This window comes from Chryseobacterium aurantiacum, assembly GCF_003020585.1.
In the GTDB taxonomy this organism is placed as follows: Bacteria; Bacteroidota; Bacteroidia; order Flavobacteriales; family Weeksellaceae; genus Chryseobacterium; species Chryseobacterium aurantiacum.
The window spans coordinates 70,385-91,345 of the sequence record NZ_PXUE01000006.1; the positions used below are offsets into that span (position 1 = coordinate 70,385).

Here is a 20,961-nt window from a genome sequence, read left to right on the forward strand (position 1 = left end):
ATGAAAACAAAATTTGATTTACTCGTTGTTGGGGGCGGAATTCTTGGAACATTCCATGCTTATCATGCCCTGAAGAGAAATCTTAAGGTAGCCATCCTTGAAAGAAACTCTGTTCCCCAGGGTGCAACGGTAAGGAACTTCGGACAGGTAGTACCCTCCGGAATGGATCTTAAATGGCAAAACTTTGGGAGAGAAAGTCTTGAAATATATAATGAACTTCACACTAAGGCAGATCTTACCATCAGAAAAAACGGTTCTGTATACGTCGCTTCCAATGATGAAGAGCTTCAGCTTATTGAAGAGCTCTATGAAATCAACAGAAACAATGATTATGAATCTATTTTATTGTCCAAAAACGACTGTATCAAGAAATTTGACGGTCTTCGTTCAGACTATTGCAAAGGAGGACTTTTCTTTCCACAGGAACTTTCTGTAGATTCTGCAGATATGATTGTAAAGCTTCACAAGCTTTTGCAGGAAAAAATGGGATTGCAGATCTTCTATAATACAACTATTTCTGAAACTCATGAAGATAATCAAAAATGTATAGCCATTGCCACGGATGGGACTGAATTTACGGCTTCCAAAATCATTATCTGTGGCGGTCATGAATTTAAGACTTTATACCCTAATGTATTCAATCAAAGCGATTTGGAAGTAAGTAAACTTCAAATGCTTCAGACAAAGCCACAGGGGATTTATTCTCTTCAGGGAAATATTCTTACTGGTCTTTCCATCAGAAGGTATGAATCGTTTGGCGAATGTCCGTCTTTCCAAAAGATCAAATCTCTGGAAGATCCCAATTCGTTTGAAAAAAGGTATGGTGTTCATATTTTGTTCAAGCAGGCATTAGACGGATCTATCATTCTTGGAGATTCTCATGAATACGCCGATGCCAAAAATGCAGATGATCTTGGTTATGATCTTAACATGGAAATTGATGAGTTTATGATTCATGAAGCCAAAAAAATCATTGATCTTCCCACATATGAAATTCAGAGAAGATGGTTTGGGGTATATTCTCAGTGCAAAACAAAAGATATTTTTGAGCATAGCCCATCTCCAAATATTCATATTGTAACGGGTATAGGAGGAAAAGGAATGACGGGAAGCGGAGGCTTCTCCAAGTTTAATATTGAAAAAATATACACATAAATTTAAATGAAAAATATAGAATTATTGGTTCTGGATATGGCCGGAACAACCATTGATGAGGACAATGTAGTATACAAAACATTGACAAATGCTGTAAATAATTATGGATATGAGGTAAGTTTGGATAAAGTATTATCTACCTGTGCCGGTATGGAAAAACTGGAAGCCATCACAAGTCTGCTAAGGGAAATGAACGGTAATGAAGAAGATGCTCCGGCTATTTTTGAGAACTTTTCAGATCAGCTCAAGGAATCTTATAGAAATCTTGATGTGAAGCCTATCAACGGAACAGAGGACTTTCTTCTTAAAATGAAAGCCAAGAATAAAAAAATAGTTTTAAATACGGGCTATACTTCTGAAATTGCCCATCAGCTTTTAAACAAATTAAACTGGCGGGAAAATGTACATTTCGATGCACTTATTACTGCAGACGATGTGTTGGAAAGCCGCCCAAGCCCCGAGATGATTCTTCTCGCCATGAAAAAGTTCAATATTACAGAGGCTAACAAGGTTTTAAAGGCCGGAGATTCTGTTATTGATGTGGAAGAAGGCAAAAATGCGGGCTGCGGACTTACTATCGCAGTATTATCAGGGGCACAAAGCAGAACAGAATTGGAAAAGGCTGAGCCTGACTATATTTTGAAAACTATTTCTGAGGCTGAAAATATTCTTTAAAATTTCTTTTTCAACTACTAATGGCACAAATCTGCATTTGTGTCATTGGTGTTTTTAGTGGTATTAGGAAAATAAATCATTATACGAAAACGGCTTCGCTTTCCCCGTGAAAAACAGAACTTTTTAATTATCAATTAATTAATTTTCAGTTCACATATGTTTACAAATAGTAAATTAATTTTACAATAGTTAAAAATAAATTACTATTTGTAAACTTTTGTATTTTAAAACCTTTTTATCCCATGAAGACAAAACTATTCTCAATGGCTGTTGTAATGAGCTGTTTCCTTGGAGCACAAACCAAGAAAGTCCTTTTTATTGGTATTGATGGTTGCCGGGCAGACGTCATGATGTCTACCCCAACTCCAAATATCCAAAACCTCATCAATCAGTCCATTTATTCTCTCGACGGGCTTTGTGCTGCTACCACCTGGAGCGGAAACGGCTGGAGTACAATGCTTACGGGTGTATGGCATACCAAGCACAATGTTCAGGATAATAGCTTTACTAATCCTAACTACATCAATTACCCGGATTTCATGACAAGAGCGGAAGCCTATAATCCCAATCTTAAAACAATTTCTTTGGCAAGCTGGGCACCCATTAATGATAAAATTGTAAAAACAGCAGACGTAAAGACTAACCTGACAACAGACCTTGCGGTAAAAAATGCTGCCGTAAGTGCTTTACAGAGTGATAATCCTGATATTCTTTTTGTGGATTTTGATGATGTAGATCATGCTGGACATTCTTATGGCTTTTCTTCTTCTGTTCCTCAATATGTTTCTTCTATTCAAACCATAGATTCTTATATCGGAGAGATCGTTACTGCCATGAAAAACAGAGCAACCTACCAGAATGAGGACTGGCTGGTTGTGTTAACTACAGATCATGGTGCCATAGAAAGTTCTCATGGTGGAGGTAACCTTTCTGAGCGAAATATCTTTACCGTTTATTCCAATCCAGGATTTACTCCTCAGCAGATCAGTAAAACGGTTATTGAGTCCAATAAAACCTTTAATCAGCTTAATTTTCCGGCTGGAACTTATGCAAAACCGAACAATCAGACTCCTTTTAATTTCGGAGCCAATCAGGACTTTACCATTGAATTTTGGGTGAAGCCTAATGCGTCTTATTCAAGTGATCCGGTAATGATAGCCAATAAAAACTGGGCCAATGGGAAAAACAAAGGAATCGTCTTCTCTGGATTCACAGGACAAAACTTTAAAATGAATATTGGAGACGGAACTAACAGGATCGACCTTGTAGGCGGAAAAGTGGAAACAAACAAGTGGAAACATATTGCGGCCAGCTTTGACAGAGATGGGCTTGTTACTCTGTATGAAGATGGTGTTCCTGTAACTTTTGCTAAAATGAATACTATCGGAAATATTGACTCAGGGCTTTCTTTAACTTTAAATCAAGACGGAACCAATACTTATGGAGTAAATCTTGCTGCATCTTATAAAGACATTAGAATCTGGAAATCTGCTCTTCCCGGCCAAGTGATCGTTAATTGGGCAAATCAGGATATTACATCCTCACATCCTTATTACGCTCAGCTTCTTTCCAATTGGAAATGTAATGAAACATCCGGAAATACTCTGGCGGACTCCAGTTCCAACGCAAATAATATGACGATAACAGGATCTCCTGCTTATAATGATAATACTACAGGCAATTTTAAAATCTACGATTATACCTCAACAACCAGAGAAACAGATCATTTTCCCACAGTTCTGAACTGGCTTTGTATTCCGGTTCCCTCTTCATGGGGAATAGATGGAGTAAACAGAATTCCTGAATGTTCCAACGGAAGCCTGGCTACGAAAGAAGCTCAAAAGACAGCAGATGATTTTAAGGTTTATCCTAATCCTGCTTCTACCTGTATTGGTATCCTTTATAAGTCATTAGATAAAGAAGTGAAAGCTGAAATTATTGATGCCAAAGGGGCTCTAGTTTCTACCAGAATTTTAAAATCTTCCAATGGCCTTTTTGATGAGAAAATAAATATTGAAAATATTCCGTCAGGAGTCTATTTTATTAAACTCAGCGGGAGTAAGAGTTCACAGACAAAAACTTTTGTAAAGAAATAAAACAGTAAAGCAATTAGATTAATTTTTGATATTAGAACAAGGATATTGCTATCCGAGTTCTAATATTTTTTTTAAATAGTTTTAAGATCTAATTCCATTTGTACATCTACCCTGTCATATCCGGGATTGGTGATCGGCATGTGTCTGAAGCCTAATTTTTCATAGAGTTTTATGGCCGGAACTAAGACTGAATTGGTCTCCAGAAATACTCTTTCTGCTTTTAGCTCTTTGGCTTTCTCTATTAAAGCATTCCCTAATAGATATCCTATTTTCTTTCCTTGTGCTTTAGGGCTTACTGCCATTTTTGACAGTTCAAAAGTAAGAGGTATATCTTTGGCTTTTACCAGTGCGCATGTCCCTACTGCCTCACCATTGAGTAATGCGAAAGCAATATGTCCACCCTTATTCAGGATGTGTTCTTCAGGATTATCCAAAAGCTTATAATCGCTGGATTCCATTACAAAAAATGTTTTGATCCATTCTTCATTTAAAGCCTTAAAATCTTCTTTGTATTGAGTTTCGTACGCTATAATTTTTACTTCATTACTAGTATCATTCATCTCTATTGGTTTATTATATTCTGTTTTTTATCATTTTACCCAATTTCTCAAGGTCACTTTCTACACGGTCAGTCCATTCCAGCGCATAATTCAGACGCATACAGTTTTGATACTGATTATACTGAGAGAACATTCTTCCGGGGGCAAAATTTACTTTTTGGTTAACTGCCTCATCGTAAAGGTCTTCTGTACAAATCCTTTTATCCAGTTCAAGCCATAGCATAAATCCTCCCTTCGGTTCTGAAATCTTGGTATTGTCAGGAAAATACTGGGTAACTGACTTTTGTATCTGAAGATAGTTGGCATAAAGCTTTTTCCTGAACATCCTCAAATGATGATCATAGCGCCCATGTTCAAGAAAATCAGCTATTACATCAGAAAACAAAGACGGGCTAGAAACCGTTTGAACCAGCTTCTGACGGATAATTTTATCCTTGAATTTTCCGGGTGCCACCCATCCCACTCTATACCCTGGTGCCAACGTCTTTGAGACCGATCCTACCCACATCACTATGCCTGCTTCATCGTAAAATTTACACGGCTTTGGTCTTCCTGCTCCAAAATAGATGTTTCCATACACATCATCTTCTACCAAAGGAACATTATGTTCGGTAAGCATTCTTACCAATTCTTTCTTGTTCGCATCGGGCATTTGAAAACCCAGTGGATTATTATAATTAACCACAAAACAACACGCAGATAGTTTTGGAAGAACTTTTTTCAATTCATCCAGATCTACCCCTGTAATAGGATGGGTTGGAATCTCCACCGCTTTCAATCCCAACAGCTGGATGGCCTGAAGAATCCCAAAATAAACAGGGCTCTCCACCGCTACAGAGTCTCCGGGTTGCGTAACGGCCATCAGACAATTATACACCCCGTTCATTGCCCCCGACGTGATGACCAGATCATTTTCTGTAATTTTTCCCTCCATTACAATGGACCACTTGGCTATTTCCCGACGAAGCTGTTCATTCCCTTGTACGGGTTCATAATTGGTTCCGCTGTCACTTTTCCTCTTTATTACATCAATCATGCATTTTTTCATCTTGGCTACAGGAAGCAGGCTTTTCCCGGGAATTCCCAATGCAAATTGTGTTACATCTGTTCCTCCAATGGTTCCAAATACTTTCCCGATAAGATCTTCAGGAGTGTTCTTCCCCTCAGAAATTTTCATTTTAGCAACAGAGGGCAGTGCCAGTTTTCGTTGAGAGGTCTGGCTTACAAAATATCCGTATTTAGGGCGTGATTCTACAAGCGAACGGCTTTCCAATTCCATATATGCTTGTTTTACAGTATTTAAACTAACATTATATAACTTTTGGGCACTCCTCAGTGAGGGCAGTCTGTCTCCAAACTGCAACGTTTCACTTTTAATCTGTTCTGTAACAGAATTGGCTATTTTAAGGTAAAGAACATCTTTGGGCATGAATCACGGTTTTAAGTAAATGTACAATTTTATCCGTGCTTTTCTACGGATTTAGCCAGCTTATCATTTCATTAATGCTACTTTTGAGCTGGTTGGAATCCCGAAAATTAGGCGTTTTATTTTCTTTAAAATAATTCTCAACCCGAATCATGAAGTTTCTCTTTTCTGATTCTTTTATATCCTTTTTATCAAAGATTTTAAAACCTATTTCCCCAGACTCATTGAGGATAAGAGAGGCAAACGAAGCAATCTTATTTTCTTTTTTAGCCAAAAGAAAAGGAATCCCAAAATCAGGGCTTATCTTTTGGCTATCTAGGCTTTGTAAAAATATATCTTTAAGCGCCAACATGTCTGAAATATAGACCTCAGCATATTGAAGTGATTCCGGATGTTGAATATTGGTTTCCATAGTATTCTGCTTTACTCAAACAAAATTATGGAGTATTAAAGTTTGGATACAGATACAGAAGAATGGAATATTATGGATACAGATGGATATAGAAACATTTATGATTATCAATCAATTGTCGGAATGCAAATATTTTAAGCATTTCTGAGATCTTTTTTATCTTTGCAAAAATTATTAGACAACAAATGAGCTTCTTTGGAACTAACATTAAGAAGATAAGACAAGTTAAAGGACTGAGTCAAAAGGCTTTTGCTGATTTACTTGACTTGAACAGAGGAGTGATAAGCTCTTATGAAGAAGGACGTGCGGAACCAAAGATTGAAACAATATTAAAGGTGGCAGACCACTTTAATATTGATCTTGACAAGTTATTGACGGAAACTCTGCAAACAGACCAATTGCTCAATGTTTCAGGTTCGGACCAACTAATGCTTTTTCCTGAAATTACTGATAATGAAAGAAATGAAACCTCATTATTACAGGAAAATAGATCCTCAAACCACCCCATTCTGCAAAAAATATTAGCATCTGTTGATCTGATCCATGAGTTTACACCAGAAAAACAATTAATTCCACAATACCATTACGGAGATATTTTGTTTCTGAATAAGGCAAATCCCAACACAGATCCCGTTTATAATTTATTCGTTTATATTGATGGTAATCTTCAATATGCCTCCCGTACAGATAAACAGGATCTTTATAAAATTGTAGGACAGATTTCACTCTCTGAGAAAAACATTTTCACAACCATATTTGAAAGACTAGAAAGGTTGGAAAACATAGAAAGAAGCAAATAAAGCCTATCCTATGCTCCTTTCTTCTTTTTCTTGAACCACCACACCAAGAAACCGGTAATCGGAAGCGAACATCCTATAATGGTAATAAAAAAATATAAAATTCGTCCCCAAATTCCTCCCAGAGCTGAACCTACATGCAAGTCATAATTCAGTTTCTGAACCTTGGTAGCAAATTCTGCATCTTTAAACGGAGCAGCATATGCTGAACTATTTGCCAGTCGAGCCCCTGTATTTCTGTCATAATTAAAGCTTTGGAGATTATAAAACTGACGGTGTGATGGGTACAAATACACTCCTATGGTACCTGTAGAATCCTCAGGGACAGATAAGTAATATCCTTTTGCGTCTACGCTCTTTACTGCATCTTCCCATGCAATGTGCAACGACTGGGTTAAATTTTCAGGCTGGTAGGGGTTTACATTTTTCAGTTCTTCGCGTTCTGTTGGGAGCGTCTTCCCTAACGAAGTGGTGAAATACAAAAACTTATTAAACCACGGAAGCCCATAGTACATTCCAGTCATTGATATTACCAAAAGGATAATCATGGAATAAAAACCAAAAACATTGTGCAGATCATAGTTCAGTCTTTTAATTTTGGCGTCCCATTTCACCGAAAAGCTCTGCTTTCTCATCGCTTTTGTCCATTTTTTAGGCCACCAAAGTACCAATCCTGAAATCAGGGTAATAAAGAATATAAAAGTAGAATAATTAATGATGGGTCTGCCAATTTCAGAGGGCAGCCAAAGAAAACGATGTCCCTTTAAGGTCCATTCAAAAAAATCAAACTCTTTCTTAAAGGTGGGTTTTCTGATGATTTCTCCTGTATAAGGATGAAGATACAAAACAAAACCCGGATTTCTCTTTCCAAAACCAACCATTGCAGCTTTACCCGTAGGTCTCCATACAAAGGAAACTTCCTGCTTGGGATATAATTTCTTTGCTTTTATGTAAAGATCTGCAGGATTGATCATCTTCTTTCCGGAAACATAGTTAATTTTCAGATCAGGGTTGAGCCAATCTTTAATTTCATCCCGAAAGGACCAGGTAATCCCTGTTAGACATATAATGACAATAATAATTCCTGAAGCAAGGCCCAGCCACAAATGTAGCCAGGCTGATATTCTGTAGAATAAGCTTCTGTTATTTTTCTTTTTAATTTTGGGTTTTCCGGTATTCATTTAAAAATTATAAGAAAGATTCAGTCTGAAGTTGATTGGGTTCAAAGCTCTCCATCCATAATGAGTATATCCCCATGCTCCAGGATAGAATCCTACATAGTTGTAACGGTCTGTAAGATTGTTCACAAGAAATGATAGCTGATAATTATCTCTTTTATAGGAAACTCCAAGATCAAGTGTGAAATAATCATTGGGAAGATAGGGTTTTCCGGTAACAACGGGCCACGCAGCTCTTTTAGCCTGATATTCGTATCCAAGGGAAAATCCAAGTCCCTCAAGATCTCCTTCCACAATCGTATATTTTAGCCATGCATTAGTGATGTGTCGGGCGGTTCCGTATAGCATCCCTCCTACTTTTTTAGGATCATTATCTTTAGTCACTTTTGCATCAGTATAGGCATAGTTGAAGAGAATGCTCCAGTTCTTGCTGATATTTCCATTCAGATCAAATTCAATTCCCTTGGAAGTGCTTTCTCCAGACTGTTCAAATAACCCCGGGTAATCTATTCCTGCGGAGGTAAGCATATTTGTTTTAGTAAGATGGTAGAAAGTAAGGTTAGTCATCAACTGTCCTTTAAACCATGTTTTCTTTAACCCTATCTCTTTATTTTTCCCATATGCCGGGTCGGCTGTATTTCCATTGAGAAGTTTTCCTGTTTGTTCTTCAAAGCTTTCATCATATAAACCGTAAATGGTAAATGTTGGTGACAACAATCCTGTAACACTAAAACGTGGGGTTACTGCATTATTTTTCACTTGTTCACCCTTGCTGGCACCACTCGTTTTTACCGTAGAAGTGTAACGGAAGCCTGCTGCAACACGTAATTTATCTTCTATAAAACGTACTTCATCCTGAAGATGAATGGAGGTATAGGAGTATTCATTTAAATAATTCGCTCCACGCTCACGAAGAGATTTTGAACGGTCATATTCCGGAATATCAGACTTTCTAAGGTTTCCATAAACAGGATTGTAAATATTGAATACCGGACCTACATTAGGTGAGAGCACTGACCAGTCTGCCACATAGAATTTTTTTCCCATATCTATTCCTGCCAGAATGTTATGATTGATCTTTCCCGTTTCGAACTTACCCCGTGTAAATACCTGTCCTATTGTTGATGTATTCAATGCATCATTGATACTGATCCCACGGTCTACATCTCCTCTTTTCCTTCCTGTAGCCGGATTATCTGCCAACGCAATGGTGTTGTATTTTGCGTAGAGGGATTCTCCCTGCATTTGAGAGCGGATGTATCCAAATTGTCCGGTAATAAGCCAGTTATCATTAAAGTTATGATTGATCGTTCCATAGACGTTATGTTCCCATGAACGGGTTGGATCCATAATTGGATCTGAAAACGTAAAGGATCTTTTTAGCTCTTTAAAACCATCCAGACCATACACATATTTTGCAAATCCTCCCTGAAAATTATTTTGAGACAAAATATATTCGAAGGTGATATTGGTATTCTCTGATGCTAGGTATTTGAAAGAGGGATTAATAACAAATTGCTCATGTTCCACATACTGCTGGAATGAGCCTTTCTTTGCCCCCATCAGATTAAGTCTTCCCCAAAATTTACCATCCTTGCTCAATTTTTTTTCTACATCAGCCGTAGCACGATATAGATTATAACTTCCAAGGGTAAGCTGAATATTTCCCTTTTCTCTCCCTACAGGTTTCTTGGTCACAATATTATAAAACCCTCCTGGCTGTGTATTTCCCATCATAAATCCCGCAGGTCCTTTTACAAACTCTACACGATCCACAAAAGACATATCTTCACGAAGCGGACCGAAGCTTCCACTTACATCCATACCATTTCTAAGATTGGAAGCCGAGAACCCACGTACAGCAATCCCTACACTTCCCTCTTCCTGATGGGTAATGGTACGTACACCACTTACATTTCTACTAAGTCCTTCAGCGGTGGTAAGAATCTGCTGATCACTCAGTAAGCGCTGGTCAATAACCTGAATATTCTGAGGGGTTACCAAAAGGTTTTCGCCTAGTCTTAAAGTAGAAGAAGGGATAGTCTTACGGTTTGCAGTAACATTTACGGCAAGAATTTGGTAGCTGTCCGTTATTTGTGTAAAATCATGAGTTATGCTGTCATTTTCCTTTAATGTGAATGAATAAGTATTGGTAACATCCGTATCATCAACCTTAAGTACATAATTTCCAACCGGCAAATTATTGAATCGGTAATTCCCATTTTCGTCGGTATAGGTTTCTGCCTGTCCGTTATTCAGGACAACCTTTACAGCCGGAATTGGCTTTTTTTGAGAGTTCACCACTTTTCCTGTAATCTGCGTAGTACTTTGTGCCCACATAACAGCCGGAAAAAGCAATGCGGAGAAAAGGAATTTGTTCTTATTCATAAATTGTTATTTAGAATTAGTTTAATTAAATTTACGCTGGCAAAATTAGCGGTTGCTAATAGGAAAAACTTTTGAGTTTAGGATAAATACTTTAGATTTTGGGAGAACATGTACCGGAGCATACCATTGCAAAGCAGATTATGGATTTCTTCTCGGAAGAGAATAGCATTGGCGCGCACGAAACCTTTGTCAATGAACTAGGAAAATTCGAATCCTCAACATTGTATAACGGAGATGAATTTCTGGTAAAGGAGTATCGGTCTTACTATGAGAAAGATTATACCATGAAGTTTCGAACAGAAGAAATAAAGTATATTGAGTTGGCTTTCTTTCTTGATGGTGCAGAGGTCATCAATGATTCTGTGAATGATCAACAAGGGGCCTATAAGCTGTATCATCATTATATTTATTTTACTCCGGAAAATGCTGATATTGAAATTCATTTCCAGAAAGGAATCTCTTATAGAAATCTGGATATCTATGTCTCAAGGGATTATTTTCATGAATTGGCCGAGGGCAGCAACGCTTTACAGAATTTCATCAAAAAGGTAGATCAGGAAAAGCAAGCAAGCCTTTTCCCCGATGGTCTTCCTATAACTCCACAAATGATGGGAATCCTGTTGGAAATTAAAAAATGCAAGCTAAAAGGATTTTACAGGGACTATTATATCAAAAGCAGAATTTTAAGCCTGCTTCTGCTCATTTTTGAATTTGCAAAAGATAAAAAAGAAACTGAATCTAAAAATAAAAGTTCCATTAATACCGTCGAGATTCATAAATTGATGGATATAAAGGATTTCATAGAAGGTAATCTGAAATCATTTTATACCATTGAGCAACTCTCATTGAAATTTGGAATTAATGAGTTTAAATTAAAAAATGGCTTCAAGGAATTATTTGGAGATGGAGTTTTTCATTATGCTTCAAAACTTAGAATGAAAGAAGCCCTCTATCTGCTTAAGAATTCTGATTTTTCTATAAAGGAAATTGCTTATCACCTTGGCTATTCATCACCGTCTTCTTTTAATGTTGCCTTTAAAAATGAAATTGGAATGGGGCCAAGTTATTACAGAAAAAATTAAAAATATCTGTTTTACATTTCATTATAAATTCTTGTCAATTCTGTCTTAATCCCTCTAAAATCTAAGCTATAGTCCAGATTTTGAGATAAACCTGTATTGATAACATAGATCAAAGATTCTCTTCTGTAAAGGAACTCTCCTTTGCCGAGTGATTCTTCTATATTATTGGTTTTCGCAAGCAGACATACAAGCTGGTAGTCCTTGTTAATGGCATCTGTCCTATTGCTTGGATGAGCTTTTGTGTAATGTTGTGTTGGTGTTAATTTGATTAAGTTTTCAAGATAGTGAGCCAAAGATGGAAAATCTGATCTTGAGAAAATATGATGTACCTGGGTAGCCTCTCCATTGCTCCATTGATCTTTAATTTCACTTTCCTTATAGATCTTACGAATCATTTTCATGGCTTTTTGAATCATATAGTCAGAATAGGCACTACTTTGATCCATTAGTAATGATTCATGATCTTCTATCGCTTCATTTCTTGAGGTGTTTTTATTTTTCCCAGTATCTCTCCAGTTGGGACGATTGTACATTAAGTCTGTGTAATAAAACTGGTTAGCAGATATTCTGCCCTTAGCCGTCCCTTGAATATTGTTCTCACATGCATAAACATTCAGAATCTTTGGAAAAATTCTATTGACCTCCGTTTCACCATTGATGGCAGTATTCCCAATGATAAATCTTTGAAATCTTTCTTTAAGCTCTACAAAATCATAATTATTAGCGGTTTTATTCTCGCACTTGTCTTTAAAATCTTCAAAATATTTAATTTGCCCGCTATCGGATAGTACTTTTACAAGATAATGATACAGGAAGATATAGGCATTTCTTTCCTTCATTGCTACAAACTCCAGAATTACCTGGTTATTGATCCTGTAAAGGTTTCTTTTACCCTCTTTACGCATCGACAAAACATTTGCGTAGGCCAAAGTTCTTAATGGTTGTGAGGTAAATTTATCATATTCCTGCCGGGTAGTTTCATTCCCTGCATCCGGCTTATTAAAGATAGATTTTACATTATGATTAAAATAATCATCTGTCCAGATATCGTCCTTGGTAAATTCAATATCTCTGTCTGCAACAAAATTAAGGACACAGTCTGCAATAATACAAAGGACATCAGGAGTTACCTTTTGATCCATGAATCTGGCATCTTTTGATTTTCTGACATCAAAATCAAAGAGAGCAAAAAAATCAGTAAATAATTTAATCATATCAGATCGTTTTCTCGTATGTTCTTTTTCCTGTATTGCTGTAAAGCTTTAGGAAAAGCAAATTCATCAAAAACCCAATTCATATCTTTCTTCCGGAATCAGATAGTCGTCTTCAAAATGGAACTTTATAAAAACATCTCTTTTTTTGAGCTTTCATTTCATCTGATATCCATAGTTTGATTATTCCATGGTTTTTAAAAGACCAAAGAAAAATACGGAATTGTTATCAATATTCAACGAGCGGGTACCATAATTTCGCGCCACTCTATAAAATTTTTCGAATTCTTTTGTTCCATAGTATTCCAGATCAGTTTCCGTTGGCATTCTGCTTCCGTTTTTCAATGTTAACAATGCAACTGAGCCGTCAGCAATTGTATTCTTGGGCAGGAAACTGGCTCTTGGGTAGTAAGTGAGATTAGGAACCATCACTACTCCCTCCTTGTTTAGGTATTTCGAAACCGCTAATTTCTCAGCATCATCAATATAGCTGTCGTAATTATCAATTTCTATGATCTGGTTGGTCCCAACATTTCGTGACTTTAAAACCCTGTATTTACCCCTCTCTTTTGTCAACTGCTTAGTGATCTGCCTGTCTCTGAAGCTCTGGAAAATATCAAATTTCATTTTATCAAAAATCTGGTCAAATTCTTCATTTCGGTACAGCAGCCAGTAGGGGAACTGAGCAGAAAATAAGTATTCTTTCTTGCTCTCTCTTACGGCTTCTGTAATATAGCTTTCAATTAAAATAGTCTCAGAAATCTTTTTTGCCGATGTTTCAAGCAAAAAACTAATGGTTTCTATTTTAACTCCTTTAAATCCCTTTTCTCCATAATCACAAATCTTCAAAAGGTTTTGCTCTCTTAAAATCTCACGAGTCATGTTAAATTCAGGAGCATTAATAAGACTTTTAGGAACAATTAATGACACGAATTTCCCAATGGCAATCGCCTTTTCAATAAAGAAAGAAAACAGATTGTTTGTTTCTTTATTTTGGGACTGCCCTTTATAGATTGCCAGTAATTCCTGACTATTGGTAAGCTTTTTATAAGGTGGATTTCCCACTACAAGATCATACTTTACATCAAACTGATGGGTCAGAAAGTCCGCATTGATAAAGTTAAATTTAAACTTCTTCGGTAGCTTTAGGTGGCTCAGGATTTCCTTTAAAACCACAAAAGAATTCCCATCAATATCTACAAGATCAAAAATAACCTCGTCTTTATCTTCATATTTGTCTACAAGAAGCGGAATGAAGTTTCCAATTCCGACAGAAGGCTCCAAAATTCTGATCTTTTTTTTGCCTTTAAACTCAGGAAGGTCTTTTACCACAGTGAAAGCAATATCTTTTCTTGTAAAAAATGCAGCATTTTCCTGGCGGCTTGAGTTGGCATATTCCGCAATCTGATATATATTTTCAAGACCCAACTTCTTGAAATCAGATTGTATTAAAGAAATCAGATTCTTAGTGATGTGGAGTTCTTCTTTTTTTATAATCGTATTGAGCTCAGCAGCTGAAAGAAATTTTTGATTGACAACCTCTTTAATTCTCCTGGCAATATTAGCAAAAACACCTGTAGGAACGGCTTCTCCTATACAATGTCTGATATTAAGTTCTTCTTTCTTCAAAAACTTTTTTTGCTCTTCAGCCTCTAATTCATTCAAGTTTTCCACAGGTACATTGGTCCATGTGAAGCTCTCCGGAATACTCATCATCAGCATCAATTCCCTAATACTGAAAACCCTGTTTTCAGAGGGATGAACGGTATTCTGGCTGGCTAAAATATCATTTCTGGTGTGAACACAAGGACCCTCTCTGTCCCAAAACCAACGGGCATATTTGTCTCCGTTCTTGCTTTTATTGAAAACAATTTCACCATCCTTTATCTGATGAGGAATTCTTTCCTTTTCTTCATTTTGAAAGGCAGATTCTCCCTCCTTTAATTTTTCAATCCACGGGAGCATTTTTACATCATACTCTCTGAATGAATGAAAAATATCATTTTCAGAAATGTCCCCCATGGTATTAAGTTTTTCCAGACCCTCAAAGAGTTCTCTTAATGTTTTAGGTTTTTGTTTCTGAGGAAAAATATCAAACGGGCTTATATTCTGCAAGTCTTTTCTGACACCAATCACCAAGGTTCTTGTTCTGCTGGAATGGGCGCCATAATCTTTGAAATTAATTACTTTAGATAAAATATTGTAGTGTCCACCAAGGTTTTGTACAATGGCCTCGCCAATGGTTTTCTCTAATCCGTCTGTATCTGTACACGTTGTGGTTAAAAAGGCTCTTACATTTTCAAAGACAAAAAATCTTGGATTTACCTTTTTGGTAATCTTGATGGATTCTACAACCAATGAATTTCTCCCTAATTCATCATTTTTTTTATGATTGGCAACAGACATCCCCTGACAAGGAGGCGTTGCGATAATAATATCGGGTTCAGAAATAGAATGTTTCTTTTTCCACATTTCTATTTCTGTAAATAATTGATACTGAACTTCCGCAGAAGTTATATCTCCGCCCAGGTATCCTGATTCATATTTACATTTTTGATTATGCTCCTGAATCTTTAAACGTTTTGAAAGCAGCTCATTCGTTGCAATGCATTCAAATCCGTTTTCTTTAAACCCAAAACAACCTACTCCTGCACTGCTGAATAAACTAATATAAGTTAGTGGCTTTTTCATCGTTTAGAATTCTATTTCGGTTTGTTTTACGTTCATACTCCTCATATAATTAATTTTCTCCTTAGCTACATTCAAAGCTTCAGGCAAGCAATTGTATTTAAACATTTTTTTGGCAAATTGATCGCTAAAATATTCCACCTTCAGTTTTTCAATATCAAGATTAAAAACATCAGCCAACTTTTCCAATCGTCTTTCGTCAAAATCTCTTTTCCCGTTTTCAATTTTACTAAGGTTTGCAGAATCAAGCTCTAGTCTTGCCGCAAGCTGTGTTAAGGTCAAATGATTATTGTTCCTTAACTCTCTGATATATTCACCGAACATTACTTTCATGGACTTGTCAATTTTAACTTGTCAATTATTGACAAATGTAATGCTTTTACACTTAAAATCTCTTCTTTTTTTGTTCTGTTTTGTATCAAAATAAAAGTAGAAAATAAGCGGAATTTATTAGAGGAATGTATCTGAGGAATTAACAATATTACAATAGAGATTTTCAAGACTTTCCTTTCTGCAAAGGCTTCTGAGCGAACACTCCCAAACTACAATGGTTTTGATTTTCTGAGATAAGAGAATCATTTCATTTCTGTAATCTCGATCTTTTGTTTTTTGAATCTTTTTACTCCACCAGGTTCTATTTGTCTTGGGTAAAATAAATAGGCTGCAATTCTCGTGGCCATGCCAAAAACAGCCTCTTACTTCTACTACGACGCCATACTTTGCCAAGTAAATATCAGGCTTCCCTGCTAGTTTATTTGGATGCAGGCTATACCTTAGCCCTTTTGAATGCAGAAATCTTCGTACCAAAAGTTCAGGCTTTGTATTCCTCCCTTTAATCATACTCATGATATAGCTTCTTGAGTTACTTTCGTTTGGATTTGCCATGGCTTACCATTATATTGTTTTGTATAACAATAAAATTACTACAATTCTATTAAGCTGTGCATTCTGGAAATTATTTTCTGAAAAAAAAGATAAAACAGAAATTATGATTATTAAAAGATAAAAATAATGAGCTGTTTTTAAAATAAAAAACCCTCCGTATTAAAATACAGAGGGTTTTAGTACCCCGGGCGGGACTTGAACCCGCACGTTCTTACGAACACAGGATTTTAAGTCCTGCGTGTCTACCAGTTCCACCACCAGGGCATGGTGTGGGGCAAAAAAAATAGGATCTTAAGCAAATCCTACTTTTTCGCATGGTGCGGATGAAGGGACTCGAACCCCCACGCCTCACGGCACCAGATCCTAAGTCTGGCGTGGCTACCAATTACACCACATCCGCTGATTATATTGATCTGCTTTCACAGATACAATCTATAATTCTTACAAATATAAGAATGTTTTTTTAATTTTAAAGAACTCTATACTCTCTATAAAAACAAAAAACCCTCCGTAACGAAATACAGAGGGCTTTGTACCCCGGGCGGGACTTGAACCCGCACGCCAAAAGAGGCACAGGATTTTAAGTCCTGCGTGTCTACCAGTTCCACCACCAGGGCAGGTGTGGAGCGAAAAACGGGATTCGAACCCGCGACCCCAACCTTGGCAAGGTTGTGCTCTACCAGCTGAGCTATTTTCGCATAGTGCGGATGAAGGGACTCGAACCCCCACGCCTCACGGCACCAGATCCTAAGTCTGGCGTGGCTACCAATTACACCACATCCGCTGGTTTTTTTGTATTGTAAGTTTTAAAGAGCTTGCTTCGTTTTTGTGAGTGCAAATATAGGACAATTTCCTTTACCTCCAAACTTTTTCAGAAAAAAAATTAAAATTTCTACATTTTTCACCCATGGCACCTGATATTACATTTCATTTTCTTACTTTTACCACGTTAATAATTACAATATGGAATTACAAGGAACGGTAAAGAAACTTTCTGAAACTCAAACATTTGCAAGTGGGTTTCAAAAAAGAGAATTGGTTATTTTAACTCAGGAACAGTATCCACAGCCGATCAACATAGAATTTTTGTCTGATAAGATCAGTTTATTAGATAACCTTAAGGAAGGTGAAAATGTAAAGATAGGAATCAACATCAGAGGAAGAGAATGGGTTTCTCCACAAGGTGAAACGAAGTACTTCAATTCTATTACAGGATGGAGAGTAGAGAAAGTTTTTGACAATGGGTCTGAGCCTACTCAGGCAATGCCTCAGCAGTCAGCTTCTCCTGTTTCTAACGAGAATCCGTTTGCCGGAGATGACGACGACGATTTACCTTTTTAATTAAAGAATAAAGATCAAATATAAATCCTACTTTATTAAGTGGGATTTTTTTGCTAAAAAATGGTCCGACTAGACGAAAACGATATTTCATTTCCTGATCCTGAGCTGTATGATGGCCATGATGGGCTCATTGCCTTTGGGGGCGATTTGTCTGTAGAACGCATCTGGTTTGCTTATCAATTGGGAATCTTTCCCTGGTATAATCCAGGAGAGGAGATTCTATGGTGGTGCCCAGACCCTAGATTTATTTTGATTCCTGAAGAAATTAAGGTTTCAAAATCAATGAGAAAGGTTATGAAGAGGAATATTTTCACTTTTTCTGAGAATCAAAATTTCAGGGAAGTGATTAAAAATTGTCAGCAATCTCAACGAAAGGGACAATCGGGTACATGGCTTTCTGATGAACTGATGAACTCTTTCATTAAACTTCATGAATATGGATTAGCGAAAAGCATTGAGGTGTGGCAGGATGGGGAATTGGTTGGAGGATTTTACGGTCTGCAAATCGGCAATATCTTCTGTGGAGAAAGCATGTTTGCAAAGGTAAGCAATGCTTCAAAGGCAGGATTTATTCATTTTGTGGAAAGCAATAAAGATCAGATTGAATTAATTGACTGCCAATCCCATACGGAACACCTGGAAAGCTTGGGAGCTAAAATGATTCCTAAAAAAGAATTTTTAAAAATCCTACACGAAAACAATGAACGCAGATAAAGAAAAATGGCTTCTTCTGGTTATCCTCAGTATTATTTGGGGATCTTCTTTTATCTTGATCAAAAAGTCACTGGAGCATTTTAATCCGTTTCAGGTAGGATCATTAAGGGTTCTTATTGCCGGGATCATCTTATTGCCGGTTGCGATTGCCAATTACAAACTTTTTCCTAAAAAGCATCTAAAGTGGCTTATTTTAGCCGCTTTTACTGGGAATTTCATTCCGATGTTTCTGTTTCCTATCGCGGAAACGGAGATAAGCAGCAGTATTGCCGGGATCATCAACTCTATGATGCCTATTTTTGTGATTATTGTTGGCGCATTGGTTTGGAAATTTGAAACTACAAAGAGGCAAATTTTAGGAACATTCATAAGCTTTACTGGGGTTTGTATTCTTGCGTTTGGGGGTGGTGATAGTGGAGAGCTTAAGATAATTCCGATTCTCCTTCTCTTATTGGCTACTTTATGTTATGCGCTGAGTACTACAACCGTAAAATCTAAGCTTATGGAAGTATCTTCCACGGTTTTATCTGCATTTGTATTTTCATTTATTTTGTTTTTTCCGTCAATTATAGCACTTACCAGTACAGGCTTTTTTTCTGAATTTAGTTTCTCAAGAGATAATCTGATAGGGTTGATGTTTGTTAGCTTATTATCCGTATTTGGAACCGGACTGGCCATGATGATGAACTATCGTTTATTAAAAGTTTCTACACCTCTTTTTGCCTCAACAGTCACATTGGTTATGCCTATTGTTGCTATTATCTGGGGAATAATTGATGGAGAGAAACTTACCTATGTACAATTTATAGGGGCCGGTATTATCATTGCCGGATTAATATTTTTAAGAACCAATCAAAAAAAATAGAATTATTTTTGATATATTTTTTTATAAAACTATTTTTTCCTGGTAAGTTTGTTCAAAATAATGATTTAAAGAGAGTATCCTTTCTTTATTCACCAGATTAATATATTTTTGAAACATTTGTTCTGTAGTATGCCCGGTTGCCTCCATGAGCAGCGGGGTGGGAATTTTTCCATAAAAATTAGAAGCAAAACTTCTTCTACCTATGTGGCTTGTAAGAACCTCCCATTTTTCCAGGGCAAGTTTTTTGACCCTATGCCCAATACGTTTATTGGTGTATATGATATCTTTTAGATCAGCTTTTTTTGCTACCAATTTAATTTTTTTGTTATATTCTGAGCTATTCATTTTTTCAGGAAACTGATTTTTGTGTTTGCTAATTATCAGATGTACGGCAGGATGTAATGGGAGGGTAATTTGTCTTCGCGTTTTTTTTTGAATAAAAGTAATACATGTTTTTCCCTCTATAGTCTCTAGTTGCTCACAAGAAAAAGACATGAAGTCTGAAATTCTTTGCCCAGTGTAGCAGCTGATCATTAGCCAGTCTTTAGCAGCCTGCAATTCTTCAGGAACTACAGTTTTATTAATTTTATCTATTTCTTTTTCATTAAGGATAGCTATTTCCTTATATTGCTTTTCTCTCCTTACTTCTATTTGCCATACCTGAGTACGGATTCCCTTTTTTTCGGCAAAATTAAGGATGGTCTTTATAAAATGGATGGTTCTGTATAGTGTATTTTCACTATACTCTTCTGTTTTTCCAAAGGCTAGAAAATCTCTAACGAAGTTCATGTCTATAGATTCTATACAAAACCGTTTGGCCATATAGCCATCGAAACGTTCAATCAATTTAAAAAACACAATATATCTCTTATAAGTAGAATAAGAAATAAAATCTTTTTTCATAGCAATATAATCCTTGATGAAACCTAAAAGTGAATTATCAGGCAGGTTATTGTCTTTTACCTCACAAATCCTTTTGATTTCTTTTGAAAGAGCATTTTGAGAAACTGACTTTTTGAGAAAAGCCCTTTTATTAAGTTCATCAGCAAGTAGGATTTTCAAATTATTAAGTTTTACATTCAGAGCTTTATATTTCTTGAGATAGATATTCTTTGGTCTTTGTTTATCCGCGTCCCATTCTTCAGAATTAATTTTAAAGGGTGTTTGAAAAGAATAGTCGATTTTAAATAAAGGATCGACAATTTTTAAGAATATGTTCTGAAAACATGGAAAAATTTGCTCATTTTTTTTAGATAAAAAGAAATTAAAGGTCATAAGAATGGTTTAAATATTTGATTTTCAGCAAAAATAGCACAAAAAAGTAGTCCTAGATAGACTACATCTTTAAGACAATTTAATTATAAAATTCAATTGGGTGAAATATCTAATCAACTGTTTTTTAATCAATCGTGTGTTGCAAATTTAAAGTGGGGTTTAAACATATCCTATGCTTTCTTCACATAATTGTGATTAATTTGATAAAAACAA

Annotated in this window: 18 protein-coding genes and 5 tRNA genes; 8 read left to right on the forward strand and 15 right to left on the reverse strand. The window is 36.4% G+C overall.

Annotation, left to right across the window (positions count from 1 at the left end):
• The 3 genes from C7D53_RS17700 (at nt 1) to C7D53_RS17710 (ending at nt 3,926) form a co-directional block, all read left to right on the forward strand.
• Nucleotides 1-1,155, forward strand: a complete 1,155-nt coding sequence (locus C7D53_RS17700; protein ID WP_106917741.1) for a TIGR03364 family FAD-dependent oxidoreductase — start codon at nt 1-3, stop codon at nt 1,153-1,155.
• A gap of 6 nt (nt 1,156-1,161) precedes the next feature.
• Entirely contained in the window at nt 1,162-1,830 is a 669-nt protein-coding gene (locus tag C7D53_RS17705) for an HAD-IA family hydrolase (protein WP_106917742.1), read from the forward strand.
• 242 nt (nt 1,831-2,072) lie between these two features.
• Nucleotides 2,073-3,926 (forward strand): alkaline phosphatase family protein, encoded by a 1,854-nt coding sequence (locus C7D53_RS17710; RefSeq protein ID WP_106917743.1) that lies wholly within the window; start codon nt 2,073-2,075, stop codon nt 3,924-3,926.
• Nucleotides 3,927-3,997: 71 nt separating this feature from the next.
• Here C7D53_RS17710 and C7D53_RS17715 read toward each other — a convergent pair whose 3' ends face one another.
• The 3 genes from C7D53_RS17715 to C7D53_RS17725 are packed head-to-tail and all read right to left on the reverse strand — an operon-like array spanning nt 3,998 to nt 6,324.
• Nucleotides 3,998-4,486 (reverse strand): GNAT family N-acetyltransferase, encoded by a 489-nt coding sequence (locus C7D53_RS17715; RefSeq protein ID WP_106917744.1) that lies wholly within the window; start codon nt 4,484-4,486, stop codon nt 3,998-4,000.
• Between the two features lie 13 nt (nt 4,487-4,499).
• Nucleotides 4,500-5,915 carry an aminotransferase-like domain-containing protein gene (locus C7D53_RS17720; protein ID WP_106917745.1) on the reverse strand — a complete coding sequence of 472 codons (1,416 nt, stop codon included), beginning with the start codon at nt 5,913-5,915 and terminating at the stop codon, nt 4,500-4,502.
• 43 nt (nt 5,916-5,958) lie between these two features.
• Nucleotides 5,959-6,324 carry a hypothetical protein gene (locus C7D53_RS17725; protein ID WP_106917746.1) on the reverse strand — a complete coding sequence of 122 codons (366 nt, stop codon included), beginning with the start codon at nt 6,322-6,324 and terminating at the stop codon, nt 5,959-5,961.
• 185 nt (nt 6,325-6,509) lie between these two features.
• Here C7D53_RS17725 and C7D53_RS17730 point away from each other — a divergent pair, with 185 nt between their 5' ends.
• Complete coding sequence (locus tag C7D53_RS17730; protein ID WP_106917747.1) at nt 6,510-7,124, forward strand: helix-turn-helix domain-containing protein; 615 nt, start codon at nt 6,510-6,512, stop codon at nt 7,122-7,124.
• Between the two features lie 8 nt (nt 7,125-7,132).
• On the opposite strand, the gene C7D53_RS17735 is transcribed toward C7D53_RS17730, so the two are convergent.
• Both C7D53_RS17735 and C7D53_RS17740 read right to left on the reverse strand, forming a co-directional pair.
• Nucleotides 7,133-8,302 carry a PepSY-associated TM helix domain-containing protein gene (locus C7D53_RS17735; RefSeq protein ID WP_106917748.1) on the reverse strand — a complete coding sequence of 390 codons (1,170 nt, stop codon included), beginning with the start codon at nt 8,300-8,302 and terminating at the stop codon, nt 7,133-7,135.
• Entirely contained in the window at nt 8,303-10,687 is a 2,385-nt protein-coding gene (locus C7D53_RS17740) for a TonB-dependent receptor (RefSeq protein ID WP_106917749.1), read from the reverse strand. It lies immediately after the preceding gene.
• 98 nt (nt 10,688-10,785) lie between these two features.
• Here C7D53_RS17740 and C7D53_RS17745 point away from each other — a divergent pair, with 98 nt between their 5' ends.
• The gene (locus C7D53_RS17745; protein ID WP_228422420.1) at nt 10,786-11,769 is read left to right on the forward strand and encodes a helix-turn-helix domain-containing protein; all 984 of its coding nucleotides are present in this window, start codon (nt 10,786-10,788) and stop codon (nt 11,767-11,769) included.
• Between the two features lie 11 nt (nt 11,770-11,780).
• Here C7D53_RS17745 and C7D53_RS17750 read toward each other — a convergent pair whose 3' ends face one another.
• The 9 genes from C7D53_RS17750 to C7D53_RS17790 form a co-directional block, all read right to left on the reverse strand.
• Nucleotides 11,781-12,983, reverse strand: coding sequence for a hypothetical protein (locus C7D53_RS17750; RefSeq protein WP_106917750.1), 1,203 nt, complete (start codon nt 12,981-12,983; stop codon nt 11,781-11,783).
• A gap of 180 nt (nt 12,984-13,163) precedes the next feature.
• Nucleotides 13,164-15,671, reverse strand: coding sequence for a DNA cytosine methyltransferase (locus C7D53_RS17755; RefSeq protein WP_106917751.1), 2,508 nt, complete (start codon nt 15,669-15,671; stop codon nt 13,164-13,166).
• A gap of 3 nt (nt 15,672-15,674) precedes the next feature.
• Nucleotides 15,675-16,001, reverse strand: coding sequence for a helix-turn-helix domain-containing protein (locus C7D53_RS17760; protein ID WP_106917752.1), 327 nt, complete (start codon nt 15,999-16,001; stop codon nt 15,675-15,677).
• Between the two features lie 117 nt (nt 16,002-16,118).
• Nucleotides 16,119-16,553 (reverse strand): very short patch repair endonuclease, encoded by a 435-nt coding sequence (locus C7D53_RS17765; RefSeq protein WP_106917753.1) that lies wholly within the window; start codon nt 16,551-16,553, stop codon nt 16,119-16,121.
• A gap of 180 nt (nt 16,554-16,733) precedes the next feature.
• Nucleotides 16,734-16,817, reverse strand: a tRNA-Leu gene (locus tag C7D53_RS17770).
• A 51-nt stretch (nt 16,818-16,868) separates the two neighbouring features.
• A tRNA-Leu gene (locus C7D53_RS17775) sits at nt 16,869-16,953 on the reverse strand.
• A gap of 133 nt (nt 16,954-17,086) precedes the next feature.
• Nucleotides 17,087-17,170 (reverse strand) — tRNA-Leu (locus tag C7D53_RS17780).
• 5 nt (nt 17,171-17,175) lie between these two features.
• Nucleotides 17,176-17,251: transfer RNA gene (locus C7D53_RS17785), tRNA-Gly, on the reverse strand.
• Between the two features lie 4 nt (nt 17,252-17,255).
• Nucleotides 17,256-17,337, reverse strand: a tRNA-Leu gene (locus tag C7D53_RS17790).
• 179 nt (nt 17,338-17,516) lie between these two features.
• On the opposite strand from C7D53_RS17790, the gene C7D53_RS17795 reads away from it, so the two are divergent.
• Genes C7D53_RS17795 through C7D53_RS17805 form a run of 3 tightly spaced genes read left to right on the forward strand, consistent with a single transcriptional unit; the run spans nt 17,517 to nt 19,473 of the window.
• Nucleotides 17,517-17,894 (forward strand): DUF3127 domain-containing protein, encoded by a 378-nt coding sequence (locus tag C7D53_RS17795; RefSeq protein ID WP_106917754.1) that lies wholly within the window; start codon nt 17,517-17,519, stop codon nt 17,892-17,894.
• Between the two features lie 60 nt (nt 17,895-17,954).
• A complete protein-coding gene (gene aat, locus C7D53_RS17800) occupies nt 17,955-18,608 on the forward strand; it encodes a leucyl/phenylalanyl-tRNA--protein transferase (RefSeq protein ID WP_106917755.1) in 654 nt (217 codons plus the stop codon).
• Nucleotides 18,595-19,473 (forward strand): DMT family transporter, encoded by an 879-nt coding sequence (locus tag C7D53_RS17805; RefSeq protein ID WP_106917756.1) that lies wholly within the window; start codon nt 18,595-18,597, stop codon nt 19,471-19,473. The genes aat and C7D53_RS17805 overlap by 14 nt, the downstream gene beginning before the upstream one ends.
• Before the next feature lie 21 nt (nt 19,474-19,494).
• Here the strand turns inward: C7D53_RS17805 and C7D53_RS17810 are convergent, their stop codons facing one another.
• Nucleotides 19,495-20,535, reverse strand: coding sequence for a tyrosine-type recombinase/integrase (locus C7D53_RS17810; protein WP_228422422.1), 1,041 nt, complete (start codon nt 20,533-20,535; stop codon nt 19,495-19,497).
• Between the last annotated feature and the right edge of the window lie 426 nt (nt 20,536-20,961).